14 protein-coding genes are annotated in these 21121 nt (G+C 74.2%); 8 read left to right on the top strand and 6 right to left on the bottom strand.

Annotated elements, in window-relative coordinates:
- The first annotated feature begins 55 nt into the window (after positions 1–55).
- Positions 56–2917 (top strand): AfsR/SARP family transcriptional regulator, encoded by a 2862-nt coding sequence (locus AC6JBM_RS27010; protein WP_497986361.1) that lies wholly within the window; start codon positions 56–58, stop codon positions 2915–2917.
- 26 nt (positions 2918–2943) lie between these two features.
- Here the strand turns inward: AC6JBM_RS27010 and AC6JBM_RS27005 are convergent, their stop codons facing one another.
- Complete coding sequence (locus tag AC6JBM_RS27005; protein ID WP_497986360.1) at positions 2944–4371, bottom strand: alpha/beta hydrolase; 1428 nt, start codon at positions 4369–4371, stop codon at positions 2944–2946.
- Positions 4372–4571: 200 nt separating this feature from the next.
- Between AC6JBM_RS27005 and AC6JBM_RS27000 the strand changes: the two genes are divergently transcribed.
- Complete coding sequence (locus AC6JBM_RS27000; RefSeq protein WP_497986359.1) at positions 4572–6941, top strand: phosphoketolase family protein; 2370 nt, start codon at positions 4572–4574, stop codon at positions 6939–6941.
- The gene (locus AC6JBM_RS26995; protein WP_497986358.1) at positions 6938–7897 is read left to right on the top strand and encodes an Acg family FMN-binding oxidoreductase; all 960 of its coding nucleotides are present in this window, start codon (positions 6938–6940) and stop codon (positions 7895–7897) included. The genes AC6JBM_RS27000 and AC6JBM_RS26995 overlap by 4 nt, the downstream gene beginning before the upstream one ends.
- Before the next feature lie 62 nt (positions 7898–7959).
- On the opposite strand, the gene AC6JBM_RS26990 is transcribed toward AC6JBM_RS26995, so the two are convergent.
- Positions 7960–8790 carry a universal stress protein gene (locus tag AC6JBM_RS26990; RefSeq protein ID WP_497986357.1) on the bottom strand — a complete coding sequence of 277 codons (831 nt, stop codon included), beginning with the start codon at positions 8788–8790 and terminating at the stop codon, positions 7960–7962.
- Positions 8791–8890: 100 nt separating this feature from the next.
- Between AC6JBM_RS26990 and AC6JBM_RS26985 the strand changes: the two genes are divergently transcribed.
- The gene (locus AC6JBM_RS26985) at positions 8891–9979 is read left to right on the top strand and encodes a hypothetical protein (protein WP_497986356.1); all 1089 of its coding nucleotides are present in this window, start codon (positions 8891–8893) and stop codon (positions 9977–9979) included.
- Positions 9980–10001: 22 nt separating this feature from the next.
- A complete protein-coding gene (locus AC6JBM_RS26980) occupies positions 10002–10736 on the top strand; it encodes a dienelactone hydrolase family protein (protein ID WP_497986355.1) in 735 nt (244 codons plus the stop codon).
- Here AC6JBM_RS26980 and AC6JBM_RS26975 read toward each other — a convergent pair.
- Complete coding sequence (locus AC6JBM_RS26975) at positions 10673–13069, bottom strand: putative bifunctional diguanylate cyclase/phosphodiesterase (protein ID WP_497986354.1); 2397 nt, start codon at positions 13067–13069, stop codon at positions 10673–10675. The genes AC6JBM_RS26980 and AC6JBM_RS26975 overlap by 64 nt on opposite strands.
- Positions 13070–13167: 98 nt before the next feature.
- Here AC6JBM_RS26975 and AC6JBM_RS26970 point away from each other — a divergent pair, with 98 nt between their 5' ends.
- Together AC6JBM_RS26970 and AC6JBM_RS26965 are read left to right on the top strand one after the other, a co-directional pair.
- Positions 13168–13377, top strand: a complete 210-nt coding sequence (locus tag AC6JBM_RS26970) for a hypothetical protein (protein WP_350612956.1) — start codon at positions 13168–13170, stop codon at positions 13375–13377.
- Between the two features lie 253 nt (positions 13378–13630).
- A complete protein-coding gene (locus tag AC6JBM_RS26965) occupies positions 13631–17263 on the top strand; it encodes a CARDB domain-containing protein (protein ID WP_497986353.1) in 3633 nt (1210 codons plus the stop codon).
- Between the two features lie 12 nt (positions 17264–17275).
- Here AC6JBM_RS26965 and AC6JBM_RS26960 read toward each other — a convergent pair whose 3' ends face one another.
- The 3 genes from AC6JBM_RS26960 to AC6JBM_RS26950 all read right to left on the bottom strand — a co-directional run bounded on the left by AC6JBM_RS26960 (position 17276) and on the right by AC6JBM_RS26950 (position 19649).
- Positions 17276–18001, bottom strand: a complete 726-nt coding sequence (locus AC6JBM_RS26960; RefSeq protein WP_497986352.1) for a GntR family transcriptional regulator — start codon at positions 17999–18001, stop codon at positions 17276–17278.
- A gap of 298 nt (positions 18002–18299) precedes the next feature.
- Positions 18300–18665 carry a hypothetical protein gene (locus tag AC6JBM_RS26955; protein WP_497986351.1) on the bottom strand — a complete coding sequence of 122 codons (366 nt, stop codon included), beginning with the start codon at positions 18663–18665 and terminating at the stop codon, positions 18300–18302.
- A gap of 381 nt (positions 18666–19046) precedes the next feature.
- Positions 19047–19649: an ArsR/SmtB family transcription factor gene (locus AC6JBM_RS26950; protein ID WP_497986350.1), complete on the bottom strand. Its 603-nt coding sequence runs from the start codon at positions 19647–19649 to the stop codon at positions 19047–19049.
- 154 nt (positions 19650–19803) lie between these two features.
- Here AC6JBM_RS26950 and AC6JBM_RS26945 point away from each other — a divergent pair, with 154 nt between their 5' ends.
- Positions 19804–20502, top strand: a complete 699-nt coding sequence (locus AC6JBM_RS26945) for a dienelactone hydrolase family protein (RefSeq protein WP_497986349.1) — start codon at positions 19804–19806, stop codon at positions 20500–20502.
- The last annotated feature ends 619 nt before the right edge of the window (positions 20503–21121 follow it).

Here is a 21121-nt window from a genome sequence, read left to right as displayed (position 1 = left end):
TCGACGGCTATCGTACGGCTACGAAGGGGCTACGACGCGCACACGGGGAGGTAGCGTGCGGTACCGGATGCTCGGCCCGCTGGAGATCGGCGAGGGCGACACGGTCTGGCGGCCGCGGGGCCGGCGCGAGCGGGCCATGCTCAGCGTCCTGCTCCTGCGCCCGGCCCGGCCCGTCGGGCTGGCCGAGCTCATCGACGCGACCTGGGACACCGCCCCGGCGACCGCCCGCCAGCAGGTGCACAGCACCGTCCACCGGCTGCGGACCATCCTCGGCGACGAGGCCGTGCGGACCGTCTCGTCCGGCTACCTGCTCGCCGCCGACCCCACCGAGATCGACCTCGGCGTGTTCACCGGCCTCGCCGCCGACGCCCGCCGGGCCGCCGCCGACGGGCGCGTCGAGGACGCCGTCGCGCTGTACCGCCGCGCCGCCGGCCTGTGGCGCGGCCCGGCCCTCGCCGACCTCGACACCCCGCCGCTGGCCGTCGAGGGGGCGCGCCTGGCCGAGCTGCGCCTGGCCGTGCTCGCCGAGCGCTTCGACGCCGAGCTCGCCGTCGGCGGGGACCCGCTGCCCGAGCTGGCCGCCCTGGTCGCCGAGCACCCCTACGCCGAGCGCCTCCGCGCCCAGCTCATGACCGCCCTGCACCGCACCGGCCGGCGGGCCGAGGCGCTCGCCGTCTACCGCGCCGGCCACCGCCGCCTCGTCGAGGACCTCGGCATCGAGCCCGGCCCGCAGCTGCGCGAGCTGCAGCAGAGCATCCTGCTCGACGCCGAGGCCGACACCGGCATCGGGCCCGAGCCGCCGCCGGAGCGGGACGCGCCCTGCCTGCTGCCGCCGCCCCCGCGCCTGCTCGTCGGCCGCGAGGACGCCGTCGACTGGCTGCTGCGCCGGCTCGACGGCGACGGCGAGGAGACCCGCATCCTGGCCGTGTGCGGCGCGGCCGGGATCGGCAAGAGCGCGCTCGTGGTCGCGGTCGCGCACCGCGTCCGGTCCCGCTTCCCCGGCGGCCAGCTGCACGTGCGCCTCGGCGTGCCCGGGGGCGCGTGGGAGGCGCTCGCCTCGGTCCTCATCGCGCTCGGCGTCCCGCCCGCGGCCATCCCGGCCGGCGCGGGGGAGCGGGAGGCCCTCTACCGCGCCCGCCTCGCCGGCCGTCGCGTGCTGCTGGTGCTGGACGACGCGCCGGACGCGGCGACGGTACGCGCCCTGAGCCCCGGCACCGGCGGCGTCGTGCTCGTGACGAGCCGCCCGCGCCTGCTCGGGCTCACCGAGGCCGAGCACCTGGAGCTGGGGCTGCTCGGGCCGGGGCCGAGCCGGGCCCTGCTCGACCAGATCGTGGGCGCGGGCCGCACCGGGGCGGAGCCGGCCGCGACCGGGGACGTCATCCGGTACTGCGGCGGCCTGCCCCTGGCCCTGTGCGTCGCCGGCGCCCGCCTCGCCGGCCGGGCCGAGCTGCCCGTGGCCGCCTACTCGCAGCGTCTCGCCGACGAGCGCCGCCGCCTCGCCGCGCTGTCCACGCCGGACGGAGGGGTCGGGGCGAGCCTGCTGGTGTCGTACGTCGGCCTCGGCGCCCCGGCCCGCACCGCCCTGCGCCGCCTGGGCGCCCTGGCCACCCGCCCCTTCCCGGCGTGGACGGTCGCCGCCGCGGTCGGCGACGAGCCGGGGCCCGTCGACGCGGACGAGGTCGTCGACGAGCTCGCCGACGCGCAGCTGGTGCAGAGCGTCGGCACCTCCCGCTACCACCTGCACGACCTGGTGCGCATCTTCGCCGCGCAGCGCTGCTCGGAGGAGGACGACCCGGCCGCGGTGCGCGCCGCGGCCACGCGCATCTTCACCGGCTGGCTGTCCGCGGCCCTGGCCGCGGTCGAGCGCTTCAGCGGCGACCGCCCGGCCCGGGCCTGGGGCGTGGCCGAGCTCGCCGACGTCACCGACTGGTCCGTGCTCACCGACCCCCTCGCCTGGCTGGATGCCGAGGTCGGCTCCGTCGCGGCGGCCGTGCACCAGGCCCACGCCCACGGCCTCGACCAGCTGTGCTGGCGCCTGGCCTGGGTGCTGCGCACCTACCTGGAGACCCGCGGCCACTGGCAGCTGTGGGAGCAGACCACGCGGGCCGGGCTGCACGCGGCCCGCCGCACCGGCGACCGGGTCGGCGAGGCCTGCATGCTCGTCTCCCTCGCCCAGCGGGTGGCGTCGGAGGGCGGCAGCGTCGACGACGGGGACGCCGTGGCCGCCTACGAGATCTTCGACGCGGCCGGGCACGCCGTCGGCCGTTCGGTGGCGCTGTTCGCGATGGCCGAGATCGCCGAGTGGCGCCACGACGGCGACGACGTGCGCCGCCACTTCCGGCGCGCGATCGCCGCGGCGCGGGAGGGCGGGGACGAGTACATGGCCGTCAACGCCGAGGCCAAGCTCGTGCGCTGGGAGCACGAGGACGATCCCGACGCCCCCGCGGTCGCCGACGCCTACCGCGACTGCCGCGACCGGCTGCGCGGCATCGGCGCCGTGCGGCAGGCGGCGATGATGGAGCGGCGGCTCGGCATGTGGTACGAGGCCCACGCCCGCCACCCCGAGGCCCTCGCATGCTTCCGGCGCAGCCTGCGCGACGCCCAGCAGCTGCGGGACGAGACGGGGGTGGCGTACCTGAGCCTCGACCTCGGCCGCCTCGACGCCGCCGACGGCCGCGGGCCGGCCGCCGCCGAGCGCTTCACCCAGGCGCTGAGCATGTTCGCCCGCCACGGCGACGAGACCGGCGCGGCCCGGGCCCGCCTCGAGCTCGGCCGGCTGCGGGTCGCCGAGGGCCGCGTCGAGGAGGCCCGCACCCTGCTGCGCACCGCCCACGACCGCTTCGCCGAGCTCGGCCACGCCCACTGGTGCGAACACGCCGCCCTCGCCCTGTCCACCCTCGGCCAGGCCGTGTCCTAGCCGGTCCTAGCCGGTCCTAGCCGGTCCTAGCCGAGGACCGGCAGCACGACCGCGACCGGCCACGCGACGGTCAGGGCGCCGGCCAGAACTGTCCGCCACCACGGCCGGCCGGCCCCCGCGCACACCGCGACGTGCAGCCCGATCAGCGCCATGACCAGCGGCGAGATGAGGGCCAGGAACCCCGGCGCGACGCCGGCCAGCGACGCCACCGGCATCGGCAGGCACAGGGCGACGACCGCGGCGTAGCTCCACGGCGTCCCGAGCAGCGCGTGCGCCCCGGCGAGCAGGGCCGCCACGGCCAGGGCGAGCAGCGCGACGACCCACCAGTCCGGCCCGTGCGGCGCGACGTCGGTCAGGCCGAGGTGCACCGGCACGACGACGGCGGCGAACGCGGCGGCCGCGAGCAGACCGGCCCGCGCGAGCGCCGCGGCGGACGGCCGCGCGGGCCGGGCAAGCCGGGCGGCAGGGCGGCGCAGGAGCAGCGCGGCGGCGACGAGCGCGGCCCCGCACCCCGCGAAGTAGCCGGTGAGGTAGCCGGTCACGGTGTTGGGCAGCGCGTGGGCCAGCGCCACCCCGGCCAGCTCGCCCGGGATCGGCGCCACCAGCACCGCCCCGATGCGCAGGCCGAGGCGCTCGCGGTCCGGCGGCGTCGCCGCGGCACCGGTCCGCCGCGACAGCAGCGCGCCGAGCAGGATCAGCAGCCCGCCGGCCAGGCTCAGGCCGCCCGGGACCAGCCGGCCCTTGGCGGCGATGACGGGCCGGTCCGGGTGGTGGCCCAGCGCCCGGTCGAGCCACCGGGCCGTCTCGTGGTGGGTGCGGTCGGCGAACAGGACGCCGATGTGCTCGACCAGCGGCACCCGCACCACCCGCTCGGCGCCGGTCGCGTCGGTGGTCGAGCCGATCCCGGACGGTTCGAACGCGCCGTACATCGCCAGCAGGTGCCGCGGCCCCGGCCGGATCGCCGCCGCCGCGTCGTCGCCGATCGAGATGGCCACGGTGGCCGCGATCGACCGGTCGGCGGCGCCGGCCCGCACCACGGCGGCCGCGCCCATCGAGTGCCCGACCAGCGCGACCCGGGCCGGGTCGGCGTCGGGCAGCCCGCGCACGTAGCGCACCACCGCGGCCAGGTCCCGGTCGAGCGCGGCCTCGGTGAGCCGCTCCGGGTTGGCGCCGTGGCCGGCCAGGTCGGGCAGGGCCACGACGTAGCCCCGCCGGGCGAGGGTGTCGGCGAACGGGCGCATGAGGCGGCCGGATCCGGCGTATCCGTGCACGACCACCACGACCGGCCGCGCCGCCCCGCCCGCCGCGGCGCCGCCGGAACGGACCAGTTCCACCGGCACCGCGCCGACGTGGACGGAGGTCGTGCGCAGCCCGCGGTCCGCGGTCGCGAACCCGGCGACGCCGGCGGCGAGGAGCACGAGTCCGAGCACCAGCGTCAGGCGCGCCCTAAGCATGCGCCCGTTGTATCAGCTCCTCGCCGAGCCCCGCGGGGTGACGGGGGTCACCCCGGCCGCCGGCCGCGCCGGTCACCTCCCCGGACCCGGTCCCGGCCCAGCGCCGCGGGTCCCGGGAATTGCGGGACCTCCGGCCCTGACGGGCGCGCTTCGTTACGGTCACCCTAGAAGTGGAGGCCGCGAGGGAAACGGGAGAGGTCATGACACAGCGCCTGCGTGCTGAGCTCGACGAGACCGAGATCGCACAGCTGGATGCGTGGTGGAGGGCGAACAACTACCTCACGATCGGGCAGATCTACCTGCAAGCCAATCCGCTGCTGCGACGGCCGCTGGAGGCCGCGGACATCAAGCCGCGGCTGCTCGGGCACTGGGGCACCAGCCCCGGGCTGTCGTTCATCTACGCGCACCTGTCCCGGCTCATCAAGCAGACCGGGCAGCACGCCATCTACCTCGCCGGTCCCGGGCACGGCGGGCCGGCGCTCGTCGCCGCCGGCTACCTCGAGGGCACCTACTCCGAGGTGTACCCGGCCGTGACCCAGGACGAGCCCGGGATGCTCCAGCTGTTCCGGCAGTTCTCGGCGCCGGGCGGCATCCCCAGCCACGTGTCGGTCACGACCCCCGGCTCCATCCACGAGGGCGGCGAGCTCGGCTACGTGCTCGTGCACGCCTTCGGTGCCGTCATGGACAACCCCGGGCTGCTCGCCGTCGCCGTCGTCGGCGACGGGGAGGCCGAGACCGGGCCGCTGGAGGGCTCCTGGAAGGGCGTCTCCTTCATCAACCCGGCCCGCGACGGGGCCGTGCTGCCGATCCTGCACCTCAACGGGGCCAAGATCGCCGGTCCGACGGTGCTCGGGCGCAAGGACCCCGCGGAGGTACGGTCGCTGCTCGAGGGCCACGGCTACGACGTCCTCGAGGTCGAGGGCGCCGACCTGCCCGGCATGCACCACCGCTTCGCCGCCGTGCTCGCCGACGCCTACGAGCGCATCACGGCCATCCAGGACGCCGCCCGCGACGGGAGCTGGGACGGCACCCGGCCGCGCTGGCCGCTCATCGTGCTCCGCTCGCCCAAGGGCTGGACCGGGCCCGAGGAGGTCGACGGCGTCCAGGTCACCGGGACGTGGCGCTCGCACCAGGTACCGCTGTCCGGCGTCAAGGAGAACCCCGAGCACCTGCGGCTGCTCGAGGAGTGGCTGAAGTCCTACCGGCCGGAGGAGCTGTTCGAGGCCGACGGCTCGCCCGTCGCCGCCGTGCGGGCCCTCGCGCCCGACGGTGCCCTGCGGATGAGCGCCAGCCCGCACGCGAACGGCGGCGTGCTCACCGAGGACCTCGACCTGCCCGACTTCCGCAAGTACGCGATCGACGTCGACCGGCCCGGCACCGGCCACGCCGAGTCCACCCGGCGCCTCGGCGAGCTGCTGCGCGACGTGTACCGCGACAACCCCGACCGCTTCCGGCTCTTCTGCCCCGACGAGACCAACAGCAACCGGCTCGGCGCCGTGTTCGACGTGTCCGACCGGGCGTTCATGGAGCACGTCACCGACGCGGACGTGGCCATCGGCCGCGACGGGCGGGTCATGGAGGTGCTCTCGGAGCACAACTGTCACGGCTGGCTCGAGGGCTACAACCTCACCGGGCGCCACGGCATGTTCGCCACCTACGAGGCGTTCGCGATGGTGTCGGCGTCGCAGACGGTACAGCACGGAAAATGGCTCCAGGAGGCCAAACGGCTGCCGTGGCGGGCGAAGGTGCCCAGCCTCAACGTGCTGCTCACCTCGACCGCGTGGCGCAACGACCACAACGGCTTCAGCCACCAGGGCCCCGGGCTCATCCAGGTCGTGCTGACCCAGCGCGGCGACGTGGCCCGCGTCTACCTGCCGCCGGACGCGAACTGCCTGCTCTCCGTGGCCGACCACTGCCTGCGGTCCCGCTCCTACATCAACCTCATCGTCATCGACAAGCAGCCGCAGCTGCAGTGGCTGCCGATGGAGGCCGCGGCCGAGCACTGCGCCCGCGGCGCCGGGATCTGGGACTGGGCCGGCACCGACGACGCCACCATGGACCCCGACATCGTGCTCGCCTGCGCCGGTGACGTGGTCACCATGGAGACCGTCGCGGCCGCGCAGATCCTGCGCGAGAGGCTGCCGAAGTTCCGCGTCCGGGTCGTCAACGTCGTGGACCTCATGACCCTGCCGCGGCCGAAGGACCACCCGCACGGGATGAGCCAGACCCAGTTCACGGAGCTGTTCACCGACACCGTCGACGTGGTCTTCGCCTTCCACGGCTACCCGGGCGCCATCCATCAGCTGGTGCACGGCCGCCCCGACGCCGACCGGTTCCGGGTCCGCGGCTTCGTGGAGGAGGGCACCACCACGACCCCGTTCGACATGACGGTGCGCAACCGCGTGTCGCGGTACCACCTCGTCATGGACGCCATCAACAACGCCAAGCGGCTCCCGCCCGGCGCCACCGAGCTCAAGGCGTGGTGCGAGCGGAAGCTGTCCGAGCACGGGACGTACGTCGTCGAGCACCTCGAGGACATGCCCGACGTGCGGGACTGGAGCCTGTCATGACCACCGCATCCGACGCGCTGGCCGCGGCGGCGGACGCCGCCCGGCTCGCGCCCTCCGTGCACAACACCCAGCCGTGGCGCTGGGTGGTGCGCGGCGACACACTGGACCTGCACGCCGTGCCCGAGCGGCAGCTGCGCGAGCAGGACGCCGAGGGCCGGCTCATGGTGCTCAGCTGCGGCGCGGCGCTGCACCACGCGCTCGTGGCGCTGGCGGCCGAGGGCTGGCGGTGCGAGGTCGAACGCCCGGCCGGCGACCCGCTCGCCGTCGTCCGGGCCGTCGAGCACACGCCCGCCGACCCGCACGACATGCACCGGCTGCAGCTGCTGCGGGTGCGGCGCACCGACCGGCGCGCGGTCACCGAGGAGCCGGTGACGCCCGAGGTCCTGGAGGCCCTCGCGGCCGGCGCCCGCCGCGGCGGGGCCCGCCTGCACGTGCTCGACCGCGACCAGGTGCTCCAGCTCGCGGTGATGATCGAGCACTCCGGCGAGGCCCAGCGCCGCGACGAGCGGATGCGGGCCGAGACCGCGGGCTGGGTCGGCGGGGAGCGTCCCGGCGGCACCGGCGTCCCGGCCAGCGCCCTGCCGGTGGAGAACCCGCGCACCACGGTCGCCGAGCGCGACTTCGGCGTGGCGGGCACCCTCGCCGCCGGCGAGGGGCACGACAACGCGGCGAACTACGCGATCCTGTACGGCGACGGCGACGAGCGCCCCGACTGGCTGGCCGCCGGCGAGGCCCTCGGCGAGCTGTGGCTGACCGCGACCGGGCGCGGCGCCGCCGTCCTGCCGCTGAGCAGCCCGGTCGAGCTCGACTTCACCCGTGCGGCGCTGCGGCGGATGCTCGGCGACGTCGGCTGGCCCTACCTCGTGCTGCGCCTCGGCGTCGCCGACCCGGAGCACGCGGGCCCGCCGCACACCCCGCGGCTCACCTCCGAGGAAGTGATCACCGTCGAGGAGTAGCGGGCGCGTCGAGTGGCAGGTGCTCCGTGGGGCCCGGATTCGTCCGGGCCCCACCGGCGTCCTCAGTGGACGATCAGCACCGGGCAGTCGGCGTGGTGCATGAGCTGCTGGCCGACCGAGCCGAGCAGCAGGCCCGAGAAGCCGCCGTGGCCGCGGCTGCCGACCACCACCAGGGTCGCGGTGCGCGAGGCGTCCACCAGGACCTCGGCGGGGCGCCCGGCGGCGACCAGCTTGGCCACGGGCACGTCCGGGAACTTGGCGGACCAGGTGGCCAGCGACTCCTCCAGCCCGGCCCGCTCGTGGGAGTCGTCGCCGATGCCGGGGGCGTAGGCGCGCACCGCGACGAGGGCCCGGCCGCGGGCCTGGGCCGCCTCGAAGGCGAAGCCGAGGGCGTGGTCGCCGGACACGGAGCCGTCCACGCCGACGACCACCGGGCCGAAGGACGGGTCCGACCGGCCGCGCACCACGGCCACCGGCACCTTCGCGTGGGTCGCCACCTGCTGGCTCACCGAGCCGAGCAGGAGGTTGGCCAGCCCGCCGGCGCCGCGGTTGCCCACGACGAGCATGCGGGCGCCGGCGTCGCCCAGGCCGAGCAGCGTCGCCGCGGCCGAGGACGGCGCGCACACGCCGAACACGTCGACCGTGGTCGAGCGCTCGCGCATCTCGGCGGTGATGTCGGCGAGGATCGACTCGGCCGCCTGGCGGGCCGCGTCGACCTGCTCGGCGATGGCGGCGTAGTAGGCGCCGGGCCAGGCGATCTCGTACGTGGTGACGATTTGCAGGCGGCTGCCGGTCCGCCCGGCCTCGGCCGCGGCCCACTCGACGGCGCGCCGCGCCTCGGGCGAGCCGTCGTAGCCGACCACGATCCCCTGCGGGTCCGCGTGTGTGCTCATCGGTTCCTCCTCACGCTGGTTTCCCGCCTTCCAGCGTGCGCCCGCGGCGGCGCCGTGCGCAGGGCCGGAGGGCCCGGTCGGCGCGGGTATTGTCGCGGGCGTGGCCCGCGCCCGGCTCATCCGCCCGATCGCCCTCGGCATCGCGCTGCTGGTCGGCGGATCGCTCGTGGTCGCCGGCCCGCCCGGCCCGTCGGTGCCGGCCGTCTCCGCCCCGCCGCAGCGCACCCTGCGCCAGGCCTGGCCCGCGGCCGTCGTCGCCGAGGCGGACGGCACGCTGGCCGACGGCACGCGCTACGCGCCGGGGATCTACCTCGACGCGACCACCTCGGTCGGCGTCGCCCCGACCCCCGACGGCACGGCCCAGCGCGTCCTGCTGCGCACCGGGGCCGGGGTCCGCGAGCTGGCCCGCGTCGCGCGGGACCGATACCCGCGGTTCACGAGCTTCACCGCCGACGCCGGGGCCGTCTACTGGGTCGAGTCGACGGCCACCACCACCCAGCCGCTGCGGCACCGCATCTGGCGCGCCCCGGTGGACGGCGACGCGGAAGGTGTACCGCTGACCGCCGACACCGGCGACGGCGAGTTCCCCGGCGGCGAGCACGACCTCGTGGTCCGCGACGGCCGGGTGTCCTGGGCCGCGGCGCAGGGCCCGGACACCGCGATCCGCTCGGTCCCGGTCACCGGCGGCGCGGTGAGCGCGACGACGGTCGACGGCGCCTACGAGCTGTCGGCCTGGCCGTGGCTGCAGACCGCGACGGCCGCGCGGCAGAGCGGCCGGCAGGAGCTGCGCAACCTGGAGACCGGCGCGCGCGTCACGATCGTGCGATCCGCGGCGGAGACGGTGGACTGCGGGCCGGTCTGGTGCCGCTCGATCGTGTCCGCGGGCTCCGGCGGGGACACGAGCTACGCCGTGCTGCACCCTGACGGCACCGGCCGCCGTCGCGTCGGCGGCGTCGACACGTTCCCGGCCACCGGCGCGGTCGCCCTGCTCGACCGCTTCGAGCCGGTGCTGCAGACCGGCACGCGCAGCGCGTACGACTCCTCGCACCGGCTCTCGCTGTACGACCTGCGCCACGATCGGCTCGTGACCCTCGCGGACGACGCCGACGAGGTGCTCGCCCGCGGCCACGTCGTCTGGTGGCGGCAGGGCACCACGTGGCGCGCCCTCGACCTCGGCCGGTTGCCGTAGGCGGGCCGGTAAGGTCGGCGGCATGAGGCTGCGCGAGGACGAGGTCGTGGTGCCGGGGCCGGGCGGTGCGATCCGCACCCGGATCGTGGCGCCGGTGGGGGACGGGCCCCGGTGGCCGGGTCTGCTGCTGTACACCGACATCTTCCAGCTCACCGAGTCGACCCTGCGCACCGCCCGGCGCCTCGCGGCCGAGGGGTTCCTCGTGGCCGTGCCCGAGATCTACCCGCACGGCGACCTGGCCGGGGTGGCGCTGGAGTTCGACGACGCCGGCAAGGCCCGCGGGCTGGCCGGCGCCGCGGCGACCACGACCGCCGGGTTCGACGCCGACCGGGCCGCGGTCCTGGACCACCTGGCGGCCCGGCCCGACGTGACGACGCTGTCCGCGGCCGGCTTCTGCATCGGCGGCCACCTCGCCTTCCGGGCCGCGCTGGACCCGCGGGTGGCCGCGACCGTCTGCTTCTACCCGACCGGCCTGCACGACGGGAAGCTCGGCGCCGACGAGGCCGACTCGCTCGCGCGGGCCGCGGAGATCCGGGGCCGGCTGATGGTCGTCTTCGGCGCGCGGGACCCGCACGTCCCGGCCGCCGCGCGGGTGCGGATCCTGGCCGAGCTGTACGCCGCCGGCCACGACGACCTCGAGCTGCACGTGTACGCGGGCGGCGAGCACGCGTTCATGCGCGACGTGGGCGCGCGCTACGACCCCAGGCTCACGGACCTGGGGCTGGCCGAGGCCGTCTCCTTCCTGCGCGGCCGCTGACCGTCGAGGCCGAGCACGCGCACGAGGTCGTCCGCGGGCATGGGGCGGTGGAAGTGGTACCCCTGCGCGTAGCGGTAGCCCAGGGAGTACAGCTGCCGCGCCTGTTCCGGGGTCTCGACCCCCTCGGCGACCGCCCGCAGGCGCAGCCCGTCCGCGATCTGCAGCAGCGCCGTGGCGATGACGGCCGGTGAGCCGCCCGCGCCGATCTCGTCGACGAAGCTCTTGTCGACCTTGAGGACGTCGACCGGGCAGATCTGCAGCAGCCCCAGCGACGAGTGCCCGGTGCCGAAGTCGTCCAGGGCGATGCGCAGCCCCATCTCGCGCAGGGTGCGCACGGAGGCGAGGGCCAGTTCGTCGTCGAACACGGCGGTCTCGGTGACCTCGACGGTGAGGCGGTCCGGGTCGGCGCCGGTCTCGCCCATGATGCGCCGGACGGTGGCCGGGAAGTCGGGGTCGCGCAGCTGCCGGGCGGAGACGTTCACCGTGATGCGGACCGGGCCCTCGGGCCGGTCGTCCATCCCGAGGTCGCGCAGGCGCACGGCCTGGGCGCACGCCTCGGCGAGGATCCACTCGCCGAGCGGCGCGATGAGACCGGTGCGCTCCGCGACCGGGATGAACACCGACGGCGGCACGAACCCCCGCTCCGGGTGCGTCCAGCGGATGAGCGACTCGGCCGCCTCGATGACGCCGTCCGGGAGCCGCACGATGGGTTGGTACACCATGTGCAGTTCCCCGGCGTCGATGGCCCGGCGCAGCTCGGCGGCGATCCGCGCGTCCTCGGTCGCCACGGCGTCCAGGTCGCGGGTGTAGCGGGCGATGCGGTGCTTGCCGCGGTCCTTGGCGGCGTACATGGCGACGTCCGCGCGGCGCAGCAGCTCGCGCGAGTCGGCCGAGCCCTCGGAGCCCTCGGAGCCCTCGGCGTCGGTCAGGCCGATGCTCGCGCGCACCATGAGCTCGACGGTCCCGGCCGTGAGCGGCTGCTGCAGCGCGTCGGCGAGCCGGGCCGCGAGGGCGTCGGCCGCGAGCGGCTCCGCGTCGGCGAGGATCGCGAACTCGTCGCCGCCGAGGCGGACCACGGTTCCCGCGGCCCCGACGACGCCCGTGAGCCGTACCGCCACCGCCCGCAGCAGCTCGTCCCCGATGTTGTGCCCGAGCCGGTCGTTGACCTGCTTGAAGTCGTCGAGGTCGATGATCGCCAGGTGCAGGCGGTGCGGGGGCGTGCCGCTCATCTCCCCCATCCGCCGGGCCAGCAGGCGGCGGTTGCCCAGGCCGGTGAGCGCGTCCTGCGCGGCCTGGCTGGCGAGCTGGTCGCGGGCCTCGCGCAGCTGGGCGACGGTGCGGTCGACGGTCGCGAGCAGCCGCGCGTTGTCCCGGAACGCGTGGATCTGGCGGGCCACGACGACGAGCGTGAGCAGCACGGCGCCGGCGGTGAGCACCCGGCCGTCGGGGCCCTGGCCGGCGACGAGCAGCAGCCCGTTGGCCGCGGCCACGGCGAGGTACGGCAGGACGCTCCAGCGCCGGGCGGGCAGCGGCGGGGGCGGCGGCAGGTCGGCGGCGCGGCGCTGGCGGTCGGCCGCGAAGGCGATGAAGACGGACGCGAGCGCGGTCGTGACGTGCCCGTCGCTGATCGCGGGGAACGCGGCGTAGGCGGGCGCCATGGCCCCGGCGGCGGCCGCGACCCCGGTGGCGACGGCGAGGATGCGCAGCGCACCGCGCTCGATCGCGCCGATGCCGGTCGAGGCCAGCTTCACGAAGACGGCGATCGAGGCGCAGCCGGCCACGACGGCGACGACGGCCGGCCACACCGACCCGGACACCTTGGCCCACGCCTCGCCGTGGCGGAACGAGAAGTGCCAGGCCACCAGCGCGACGGTGATCATCACGGTGCCGCTGTCGAGCAGGAGCTGCAGGGAGCCGCCGCGCTGGGCCCGCGCGCCGGGCAGCCGCAGCAGGCCGAACTGGGTGATCACGGAGGCGCCGATGAACAGGCCCAGCGTCAGGGGGCTCAGCTTCTGCGAGGGCGCGCCGGGGCCGTGCAGGGCGTCGTAGGCGTTGCTGATCGCGCCGAGGCCGAGCATCGCCGAGGAGATGGCGACGTACCGCCAGAAGTTCCGCGCCGGGATCGTCAGCCCGCGCGCGCCGGAGGCCCGCCACGACTCGGCGGCCGCGACCGCCGCGAGCACCGGCAGCATCGCCCAGCCGGCCAGGGGCGCCTCCCAGGCCCGCGCGAAGACGCCCGTCAGCCACGTCGCCAGCACGACCGCGGCGACCGCCAGGACCAGCAGCCCCGTGGTGAGCCGGAACGGCCGGACCACGCGGTCGTCACCACCCACCGGACCCATCCTCCCGTCGACCGTGCGCCCTGGTCATCGGCGACCGGCCCGGCAAGCTGAGCGGTTAGCGGATCCCGCCGGACGGGTAATCATCGGACATGGCACTCAGCGATGACGACATCACCACCACCAGCTCCCACACCTCGCACTCGGAGCACCACTCCCACTCGGAGCACACGTCGGTGGTCAACGGCGTGGCCTCGCACGAGGAGCACGACGAGCACCACGTGTCCGGCGAAGGGCCGAACGACGGCGGCGCCGACCCCCACGGCACCGACGGCGGCGCGGATGGTGGCGCACAGCTCTGACCTTCGCAAACGTGAGGCCGGCCCCGGAACGGGGTCGGCCTTTTTGCGGTTAGACGTTGACGAATGGATGGTTGTCTGCAACCTTTAAGGCCCCGTCCGCAAGAAGTTGGCAACGATCTGCAACTTCACGGCAATTCCCACACCCCAACACCGGCCCGGACCTGGGCGGGCATCCGCCGATGTGCTCGTTCCGTGAGTACGGCTCGCCAGGTCCCCGGGCCGCGCTGTCGTCTGAACGGAGCAGAGGACAACCATGCCCAGAAGAAGACTCACCGCCGGTGCCCTGACGGTCCTGCTGGCCGTCGCCGGCGCCGTCGGGCTCACCGCGGCCCAGCCCGCCGTCGCCGCCGGCGGGCCGAACCTCGCCCAGGGCAAGACCGCCACCGCCAGCAGCTTCACCGACGTCTACGGGGCCGGCAACGTCACCGACGGCAACCAGGGCAGCTACTGGGAGAGCGCCAACAACGCGTTCCCGCAGTGGATCCAGGTCGACCTCGGCTCCGCGGTCAGCATCGACCAGGTCAAGCTCAAGCTGCCCACCGGCAGCTGGGGCGCCCGCACCCAGACCCTGGCCCTGACCGGCAGCACCGACGGCCAGAACTTCGGCACGACCCTGTCCGCGTCGGCCGGCCGCGTCTTCGACCCGGCGAGCGCGAACACGGTGACCATCGGGTTCACCGCGGCCACGGTCCGCTACGTGCGCGCCACCATCACGGCGAACACCGGCTGGCCGGCCGGGCAGCTGTCCGAGTTCGAGGTCTACGGCTCGGCCGTGCAGCCGCCGAACCCGCCGACCGCGCCCGGGAACCTCGCGTTCACCGAGCCCGGCTCCGGGCAGATCAAGCTGACCTGGACCGCGTCCACGTCGTCGCTGGGCATCGGCGGGTACACCGTCTACGCCAACGGCACCGCGCGCGCCACGGTCGGCTCGGGCGTGCTCACGTACACCGACACCCAGCCCGCCGGCACGACGGTGACGTACTGGGTCCGCGCCCGCGACACCGCCGGCACCGAGAGCGCCGACAGCAACCACGTCACCCGCAACGGCAGCACCCCGCCGCCGGGCGGCACCAACCTCTCGCAGGGCAAGCCGGTCGACGCGAACTCGTCGGTCTTCTCGTTCGTCGCGGCCAACGCGGTCGACGGCAACGTGGGCACCTACTGGGAGTCCAGCGGCTACCCGGGCACGCTCACCGTGCACCTGGGCGCCAACGCCGACGTCACCTCGCTCGTCGTCAAGCTCAACCCCGACACGGCGTGGGGCCCGCGCACCCAGAGCCTGGCCGTGCTCGGCCGCGAGCAGTCCGCGACCGGCTTCACCACGCTCGTCCCGCGCGCCGACTACGCGTTCGCGCCGGGCGGCACCCAGAACAGCATCACCATCCCGGTCACGGCCCGGGTCGCGGACGTGCAGCTGCAGTTCTTCGCCAACACCGGTGCGCCCGGCGGCCAGGTCGCCGAGTTCCAGGTGTTCGGCACGATGGCGCCCAACCCGGACCTCGTGGTCACCGCCGCGTCCTGGTCCCCGACGGCGGTGAACGAGACGACCGCGATCACCCTGTCGGCCACGGTGCGCAACAGCGGTACCGCCGCCGCCCCCGCCACCACCGTCAACTTCTCGCTCGGCGGGTCGGTCGCGGGCTCCGCGAACGTCCCCGCGCTGGCCGCCGGCGCGTCGGCCACCGTCACCTTCAACGCCGGCACCCGCCCGATCGGCAGCTACCCGCTGACCGCGACGGTCGACCCGGCCAACACGGTCGTGGAGCAGAACGACACCAACAACAGCTTCACCACCGCGAGCCCGCTCGTGGTGACCCAGGCGCCCGGCCCGGACCTGCAGGTGACCGCGGTCGCCTCGAACCCGGCCAGCCCGGCGGCCGGCGCGGCCGTCTCCTTCACGGTGTCGGTCGCCAACACCGGTACCACCGCCGTCACCGCGACGACGGTGACCCGGGTGGTCGTGGGCACCACGACGCTCAACGCGAACACCGGCACCATCAACGCCGGCCAGACGGTCACCGTGGCCGTCCCCGGCACCTGGACCGCGGTCACGGGCGGGGCGACGATCACCGCCACGGCCGACGCGACGAACGTGGTCGCGGAGACCCGCGAGGACAACAACTCGCTGTCGCGCTCCATCGTGGTCGGGCGCGGCGCCGCGGTGCCGTACACCGAGTACGAGGCCGAGGCCGCGAACTACACCGGCACCCTGGTGACCGCCGACTCGCTGCGCACGTTCGGGCACACGAACTTCGGCACCGAGAGCTCGGGCCGGGCGTCGGTGAAGCTGTCCAGCCAGGGGCAGTACGTCGAGTTCACCTCCACCAACCAGGCGAACTCGATCGTGGTGCGCAACTCGGTGCCGGACTCGCCCTCCGGCGGCGGCCAGGACTACACGCTCAGCCTCTACGCCAACAACGTCTTCGTGCAGAAGCTGACCCTCTCGTCGCACTTCAGCTGGCTGTACGGCACCAGTGACGACACCGAGTCGCTGTCCAACAGCCCCGGGGGCGACGCGCGCCGGCTCTTCGACGAGTCCCACGCGCTGCTGTCGTCGAGCTACCCCGCGGGCACCAAGTTCAAGCTCCAGCGCGACAGCGGCGACAACGCGTCGTTCTACTACATCGACCTCGTCGACCTCGAGCAGGTCGCCCCGGCGCTGTCGCAGCCGGCGGGGTGCACGTCGATCACGCAGTACGGCGCCGTGCCCAACGACGGCATCGACGACACGGCCGCCATCCAGCGCGCCGTGATGGACGACCAGAACGGCGTCATCAGCTGCGTGTGGATTCCGGCCGGGCAGTGGCGGCAGGAGCAGAAGATCCTGACCCCGGACCCGACGCGGGGCCAGTGGAACCAGAAGGGCATCCGCAACGTCGTCATCAAGGGCGCCGGGATGTGGTACTCCCAGCTCTACACCACCACCGAGCCGCAGAACGTGACCGGCAACATCAACCACCCGCACGAGGGCAACGTCGGCTTCGACATCGACGACAACGTCCAGCTCTCCGACATCGCCATCTTCGGCGGCACGACCAACCGCAAGGACCGCGGCCACGGGCTCAACGGCCGCTTCGGCAAGAACACGAAGATCGCCAACGTGTGGATCGAGCACACCAACGTCGGCGCCTGGGTCGGCCGCGACTACAGCGACACCCCGGCGTACTGGAACCCGGGCGACGGCCTCGAGTTCTCCGGCATGCGCATCCGCGACACCTACGCCGACGGCATCAACTTCTCCAACGGCACGCGCAACTCCAAGGTGTTCAACTCCTCGTTCCGCACCACCGGCGACGACTCGCTCGCGGTCTGGTCCAGCACCTACGTCAAGGACCAGTCGGTCGACGTCGGCCACGACAACCACTTCACGAACAACACCATCCAGCTGCCGTGGCGGGCCAACGGCATCGCGATCTACGGCGGCTACGGCAACGCGATCGAGAACAACCTCATCTCCGACACGATGAACTACCCGGGCATCATGCTGGCGACGGACCACTCGCCGATCGCGTTCTCGGGCACGACGACGATCGCCAACAACGGGCTCTACCGCTGTGGCGGCGTGTTCTGGGGTGAGCAGCAGAAGTTCGGCGCCATCACCCTGTTCGCCCCGTCGAGCGACATCCCCGGCGTCACCATCCGCGACACCGACGTCATCGACTCCACCTACGACGGCATCCAGTTCAAGGCGGGCAGCGGCCAGTACCCGAACGTGGCCATCACCAACGTCCGCATCGACAAGTCCAACAACGGCGCGGGCATCCTGGCCATGGGCAGCGCCCGCGGCAGCGCGACGCTGACCAACGTGACCATCACCAACTCGGCCACGGGCAGCGTCGTGAAGGAGCCGGGCTCGCAGTTCGTCTTCAACGGCACGCCCAACTAGTTGCCTTGAACGCTATTGGTTGAGAGGCAGGCTTTCGACGAGCCGTCGGAGGCCTGCCTCGAACGCCTCGCCGTCGCGGCCCAGTGCGCACCCGCGCACGAAGGCCGCGGCGGTGAGCGCGACCTGCGGCGCCGCGACCGCGGTGTGCGCGGCCACGTGCGGGCTGATCTGGGGCTGCTTGAAGGAGACGGTCACCGCGAGCCAGGGATGGCGGCGGTACATCTCCCACTGCAGCCGGCACAACGCCTCCAGCCGCTCCCGGTCGCTGCCGCCCGACGCCGGCGGCGGATACCCGGCGAAGATCGCGTCGGACATGAGCACCTGCAGTTGCGCCTTGTCCCGCAGATACGTCAGCAGCCACACGTTGGCCTGATCGAAGCGCTGCGCGAGCCGCCGCATGGACAGCGCGCCCAGCCCCTCGGCGTCGGCGATCTCGATCGCGGCCCGCACCAGCTCGGCCCGCGTCCCGGCCTCCTCGGCCGGCAGCCGCGGCAGCTGCGGCGGCTCGGCGACGGCGTCGGCGGCCCGCGCGGCGACGACGGCCCCCCGCCCGCTGGGCGCCGCCTCGGCGAGCCCGTCCTGGCGCAGGATGGTGAGCGCCCGGTACGCCGGACCCATCGAGACGCCCCACTCCGCCATGATCGCTTTCGCGGCCGGCAGCGGGGCGCCCGGAGCGAGCTCACCCGCGACGATCCGCCGACGCAGCTCCGCGACGATCGCTTCCGCCTTGCGCGCCACGCGGCCTCCCCCTGGCAGTACCGGAAAGCCGAATTCTAGTGCCCGCCCCCGCGCCCAACTCGGTCCGCTCCGCACGGCGGTCGGTTGCGGCGTTCGCGGCGTTCGCCCGGTCGACGTCGGCCGGCGATCGCGTTCACCGGCTCGCCCAGGGCGGCGCGGTGCCCGTGCAGTTCGCTGTCGGCCTCGTTGACGTGCTCGTGGGGCGGCTGCGCGGCGGTGAGCCGGCTACGGCCGCCGGAGCACACCATCCGGCGGCCTTGTTGACGTGCTTGTGGGTCGATTGCGTGGTCGTGCGCGGCTATTGCCGCTGGAGCGCGTCACCCGGCGGCGTCGCCAGGGTGAAGATGGTGCCGATGTCGCCCTCGTAGCCGAAGTCGACGCTGCGGAGTCGGACCTGCTCGGGACTGGCCTCGACGATCTCCACCGCGACCGGCTCGGCGCGGCCGGGGATGGTGAGCAGCCAGCGGTCGGCGAGGTAGCTGAGCCCGATCGCGTCGAGCACGCGTTCGGCGTCGAACTCGTCGCCGGCCTCCCCGAGCGGGTGCCCGAACACGGTCACCGGCACGAACCGGTCCGGCTCGCCCGGCACGGGCCGCAGGTAGCCGAGCAGCTCGTCGTCCTCGTCACGGCGGTACTCCCGCCAGGCCCCGTCGATCACGATCATCGACCCTATGCGATCGCGCCGCCTCGCGTCGCACCGTTTTCGCCCGGCCGCCGCCTCGCGTCGCACCGTTTCGCCCGGCGCCGCCTCGCGTCGCACCGTTTCGCCCGGGCGCCGGCCTGCGTCGCACCGTTTCGCCCGGCCGCTGGCCTGCGTCGCACCGTTTCGCCCGGGCGCCGGCCCGCGTCGCACCGATATCGCCCCGGGCGCCGCACTGATGGCGCCGCTCTTGCCGCCATGGTGTCGCCATGCGTCGCACCGGTGTGTCGCTTTGTGTCGCAATGGCGTCGGACCGTCTCGTCGCGTCGCCCCGGTGTCGTTTCGTGTCGCCTCGCGTTCTCTTGTGTCGCGCCGCGTCGGCATCGTTCGGTCGCGGCGGTTGCGTCACCCGGGTTCGGTGGTCGCGTCGGCCGAATCCGGGGCCGGCTCGGGCAGCGCCGGAGCGTCGGTGGGGTAGAGGCCGGCGGCGAACCCGTAGACCTGGTCGCCGGCCCGCGGAATCTGCGCGAACCGCTGCGCGAGTGCCTGCACTTCGGCCCAGAAGTTGCGCACTTCGTCACGCGGAATGCGCGCATGCACAAGCGTGCAGCGCAGGTCGTCGACGGCGTGCGCGGCGGCGGACTCGGCGGCCGCGGTCGCCAGGCCGTTGATGCCCGCCGCGATGCGCTGCTCCTCCGGGCTCGAGAGCACGCCGACGTACAGCGTGCGCGCGACCCGCCCGTAGTAGCGCTCCTCGATCGCGCGGACCCGGCGGGTGCGCACGACCTTGAACAGCCCGATGGCGAGGAGGTGGCTCACGTGGTAGGCGACCGTGCCCTTCGGCCGCCCGACCGCCTCGGCCAGCTCGGACACGGTCGCGGCGCGCTCCAGCACCAGCTCCAGCAGCGTCGATCGCAGCGGGTCGGCGAGCGCGCGCAGCTGCTCGGGGGCGGTCACCACGAGCATGTCGCCGAGCTCGTAGTCGGGGATGGAGTGATTGACCGGCATAGTCCGATCATTCTAGGGTGTTCAAACGTCCGAAATTTTTCGACCAATGATCGGGGGCCCGGCGATGGCCGAGGTTGTGCTCTTCCACCACCTGCTTGGGCTGACCGACGGAGTGCGCGCGTTCGCTGACGTTTTGCGCGCGAATGGACACACGGTGCACACGCCCGACCTGTTCGGCGGCGTGCGACCGGCCACGCTGGAGGAGGGCGCGGCCCTGGCGGCGACGCTGGAGCAGGGTCCGGCCACGCCCACGACCAAGGCCACGCCGCAGGACGGTGCTACGCCCACGACCACGACCGCGCCGCAGGACGGTGCTACGGCCACGCCCACGACCACGACCGCGCCGCAGGACGGTGCTACGCCCACGACCACGACCGCGCCGCAGGACGGTGCTACGGCCACGCCCGCGACCAAGGCCACGCCGCAGGACGGTGGCTCGGTCCCGGCCGTGCCGCTGGGGGAGCGGACCTGGGAGGAGTACGACGGCATGGTGTTCGCCGGCATCTCCTGGGGCGTGATGACCGCTCAGCGACTGGCCCAGACGCGCCCGGGTGCGAGGGGCGCGCTGCTGTTCGAGGCCTGCCTGCCCGTGACCGGCGACTGGGCGATCGGCCCCTGGCCGGACGGCGTCCCGGTGCAGATCCACGGCATGAACGCCGACCCCTTCTTCGCCGGCGAGGGCGACATCGACGCCGCGCGCGAGCTGGTCGAACGCGCCGGCGACAAACTCGCGCACCTCTACTTGTACGAAGGCGGCAACCACCTCTTCACGGACTCCTCCCTCCCGTCGTACGACGCCGCCGCGACCGACCTGGTGCTCGAACGCGCACTGATCTTCCTGGCCGACCTCTGACCCCGGGCCCCACCGCGATCAGATCGACAGCACGCCTCAGCAGACAGCGAATCCAAGCTGCTCGCCTCCAAGCGCTTCATGGGCACGCAGGCTCCACGCACCCGCATAGAGCTTGCCCGCCGGATGAAGTCCCAACGACTTCGCGAATGAGCGTTCTGCGTTGACTCGCCAGGTGGCAGGACGGGCACCCAGCTCGTGGTGCAGGGCTGCAATGGCGGCGAATGCCAGAAAATCACCTACAGCATCGGCCGGGACCTGCGGCGTGACGGTTCAGCACGTGTCGGTGGTGCAGCGAATGCGATGTTCGTGGCCGTGCCTGCTGGTTCTCGACCGGCATGGGCCGTTGTGGACGGTCGACTCCCGGAATGGGTAAGCCGTTCGGCTCCGGTGCTTCGCGCTCTGGTTACTGCGGGCGATGGAACGGCTGGGCTGACGTGTACGGCAACCACCGCGGACAAGCCGTGGCGGTTACGGCAGGCGCAATTGTGGGTCGGCGCAGAACGCCGACGGGGAGGCCGCAACGTGCGGTCGTCGACGGCGTTGGCAGGCCGACGGCGTCGTCGATACGGGAGCTCCCGATCGGGTGGTGCCGAGGCTCATGTGGCGGGAAGCGTTGGCG

Source organism: Dactylosporangium thailandense (genome assembly GCF_059739745.1).
Note: the sequence above shows the minus strand (reverse complement) of the source record. Positions and strands in the feature narration are given on the sequence as shown.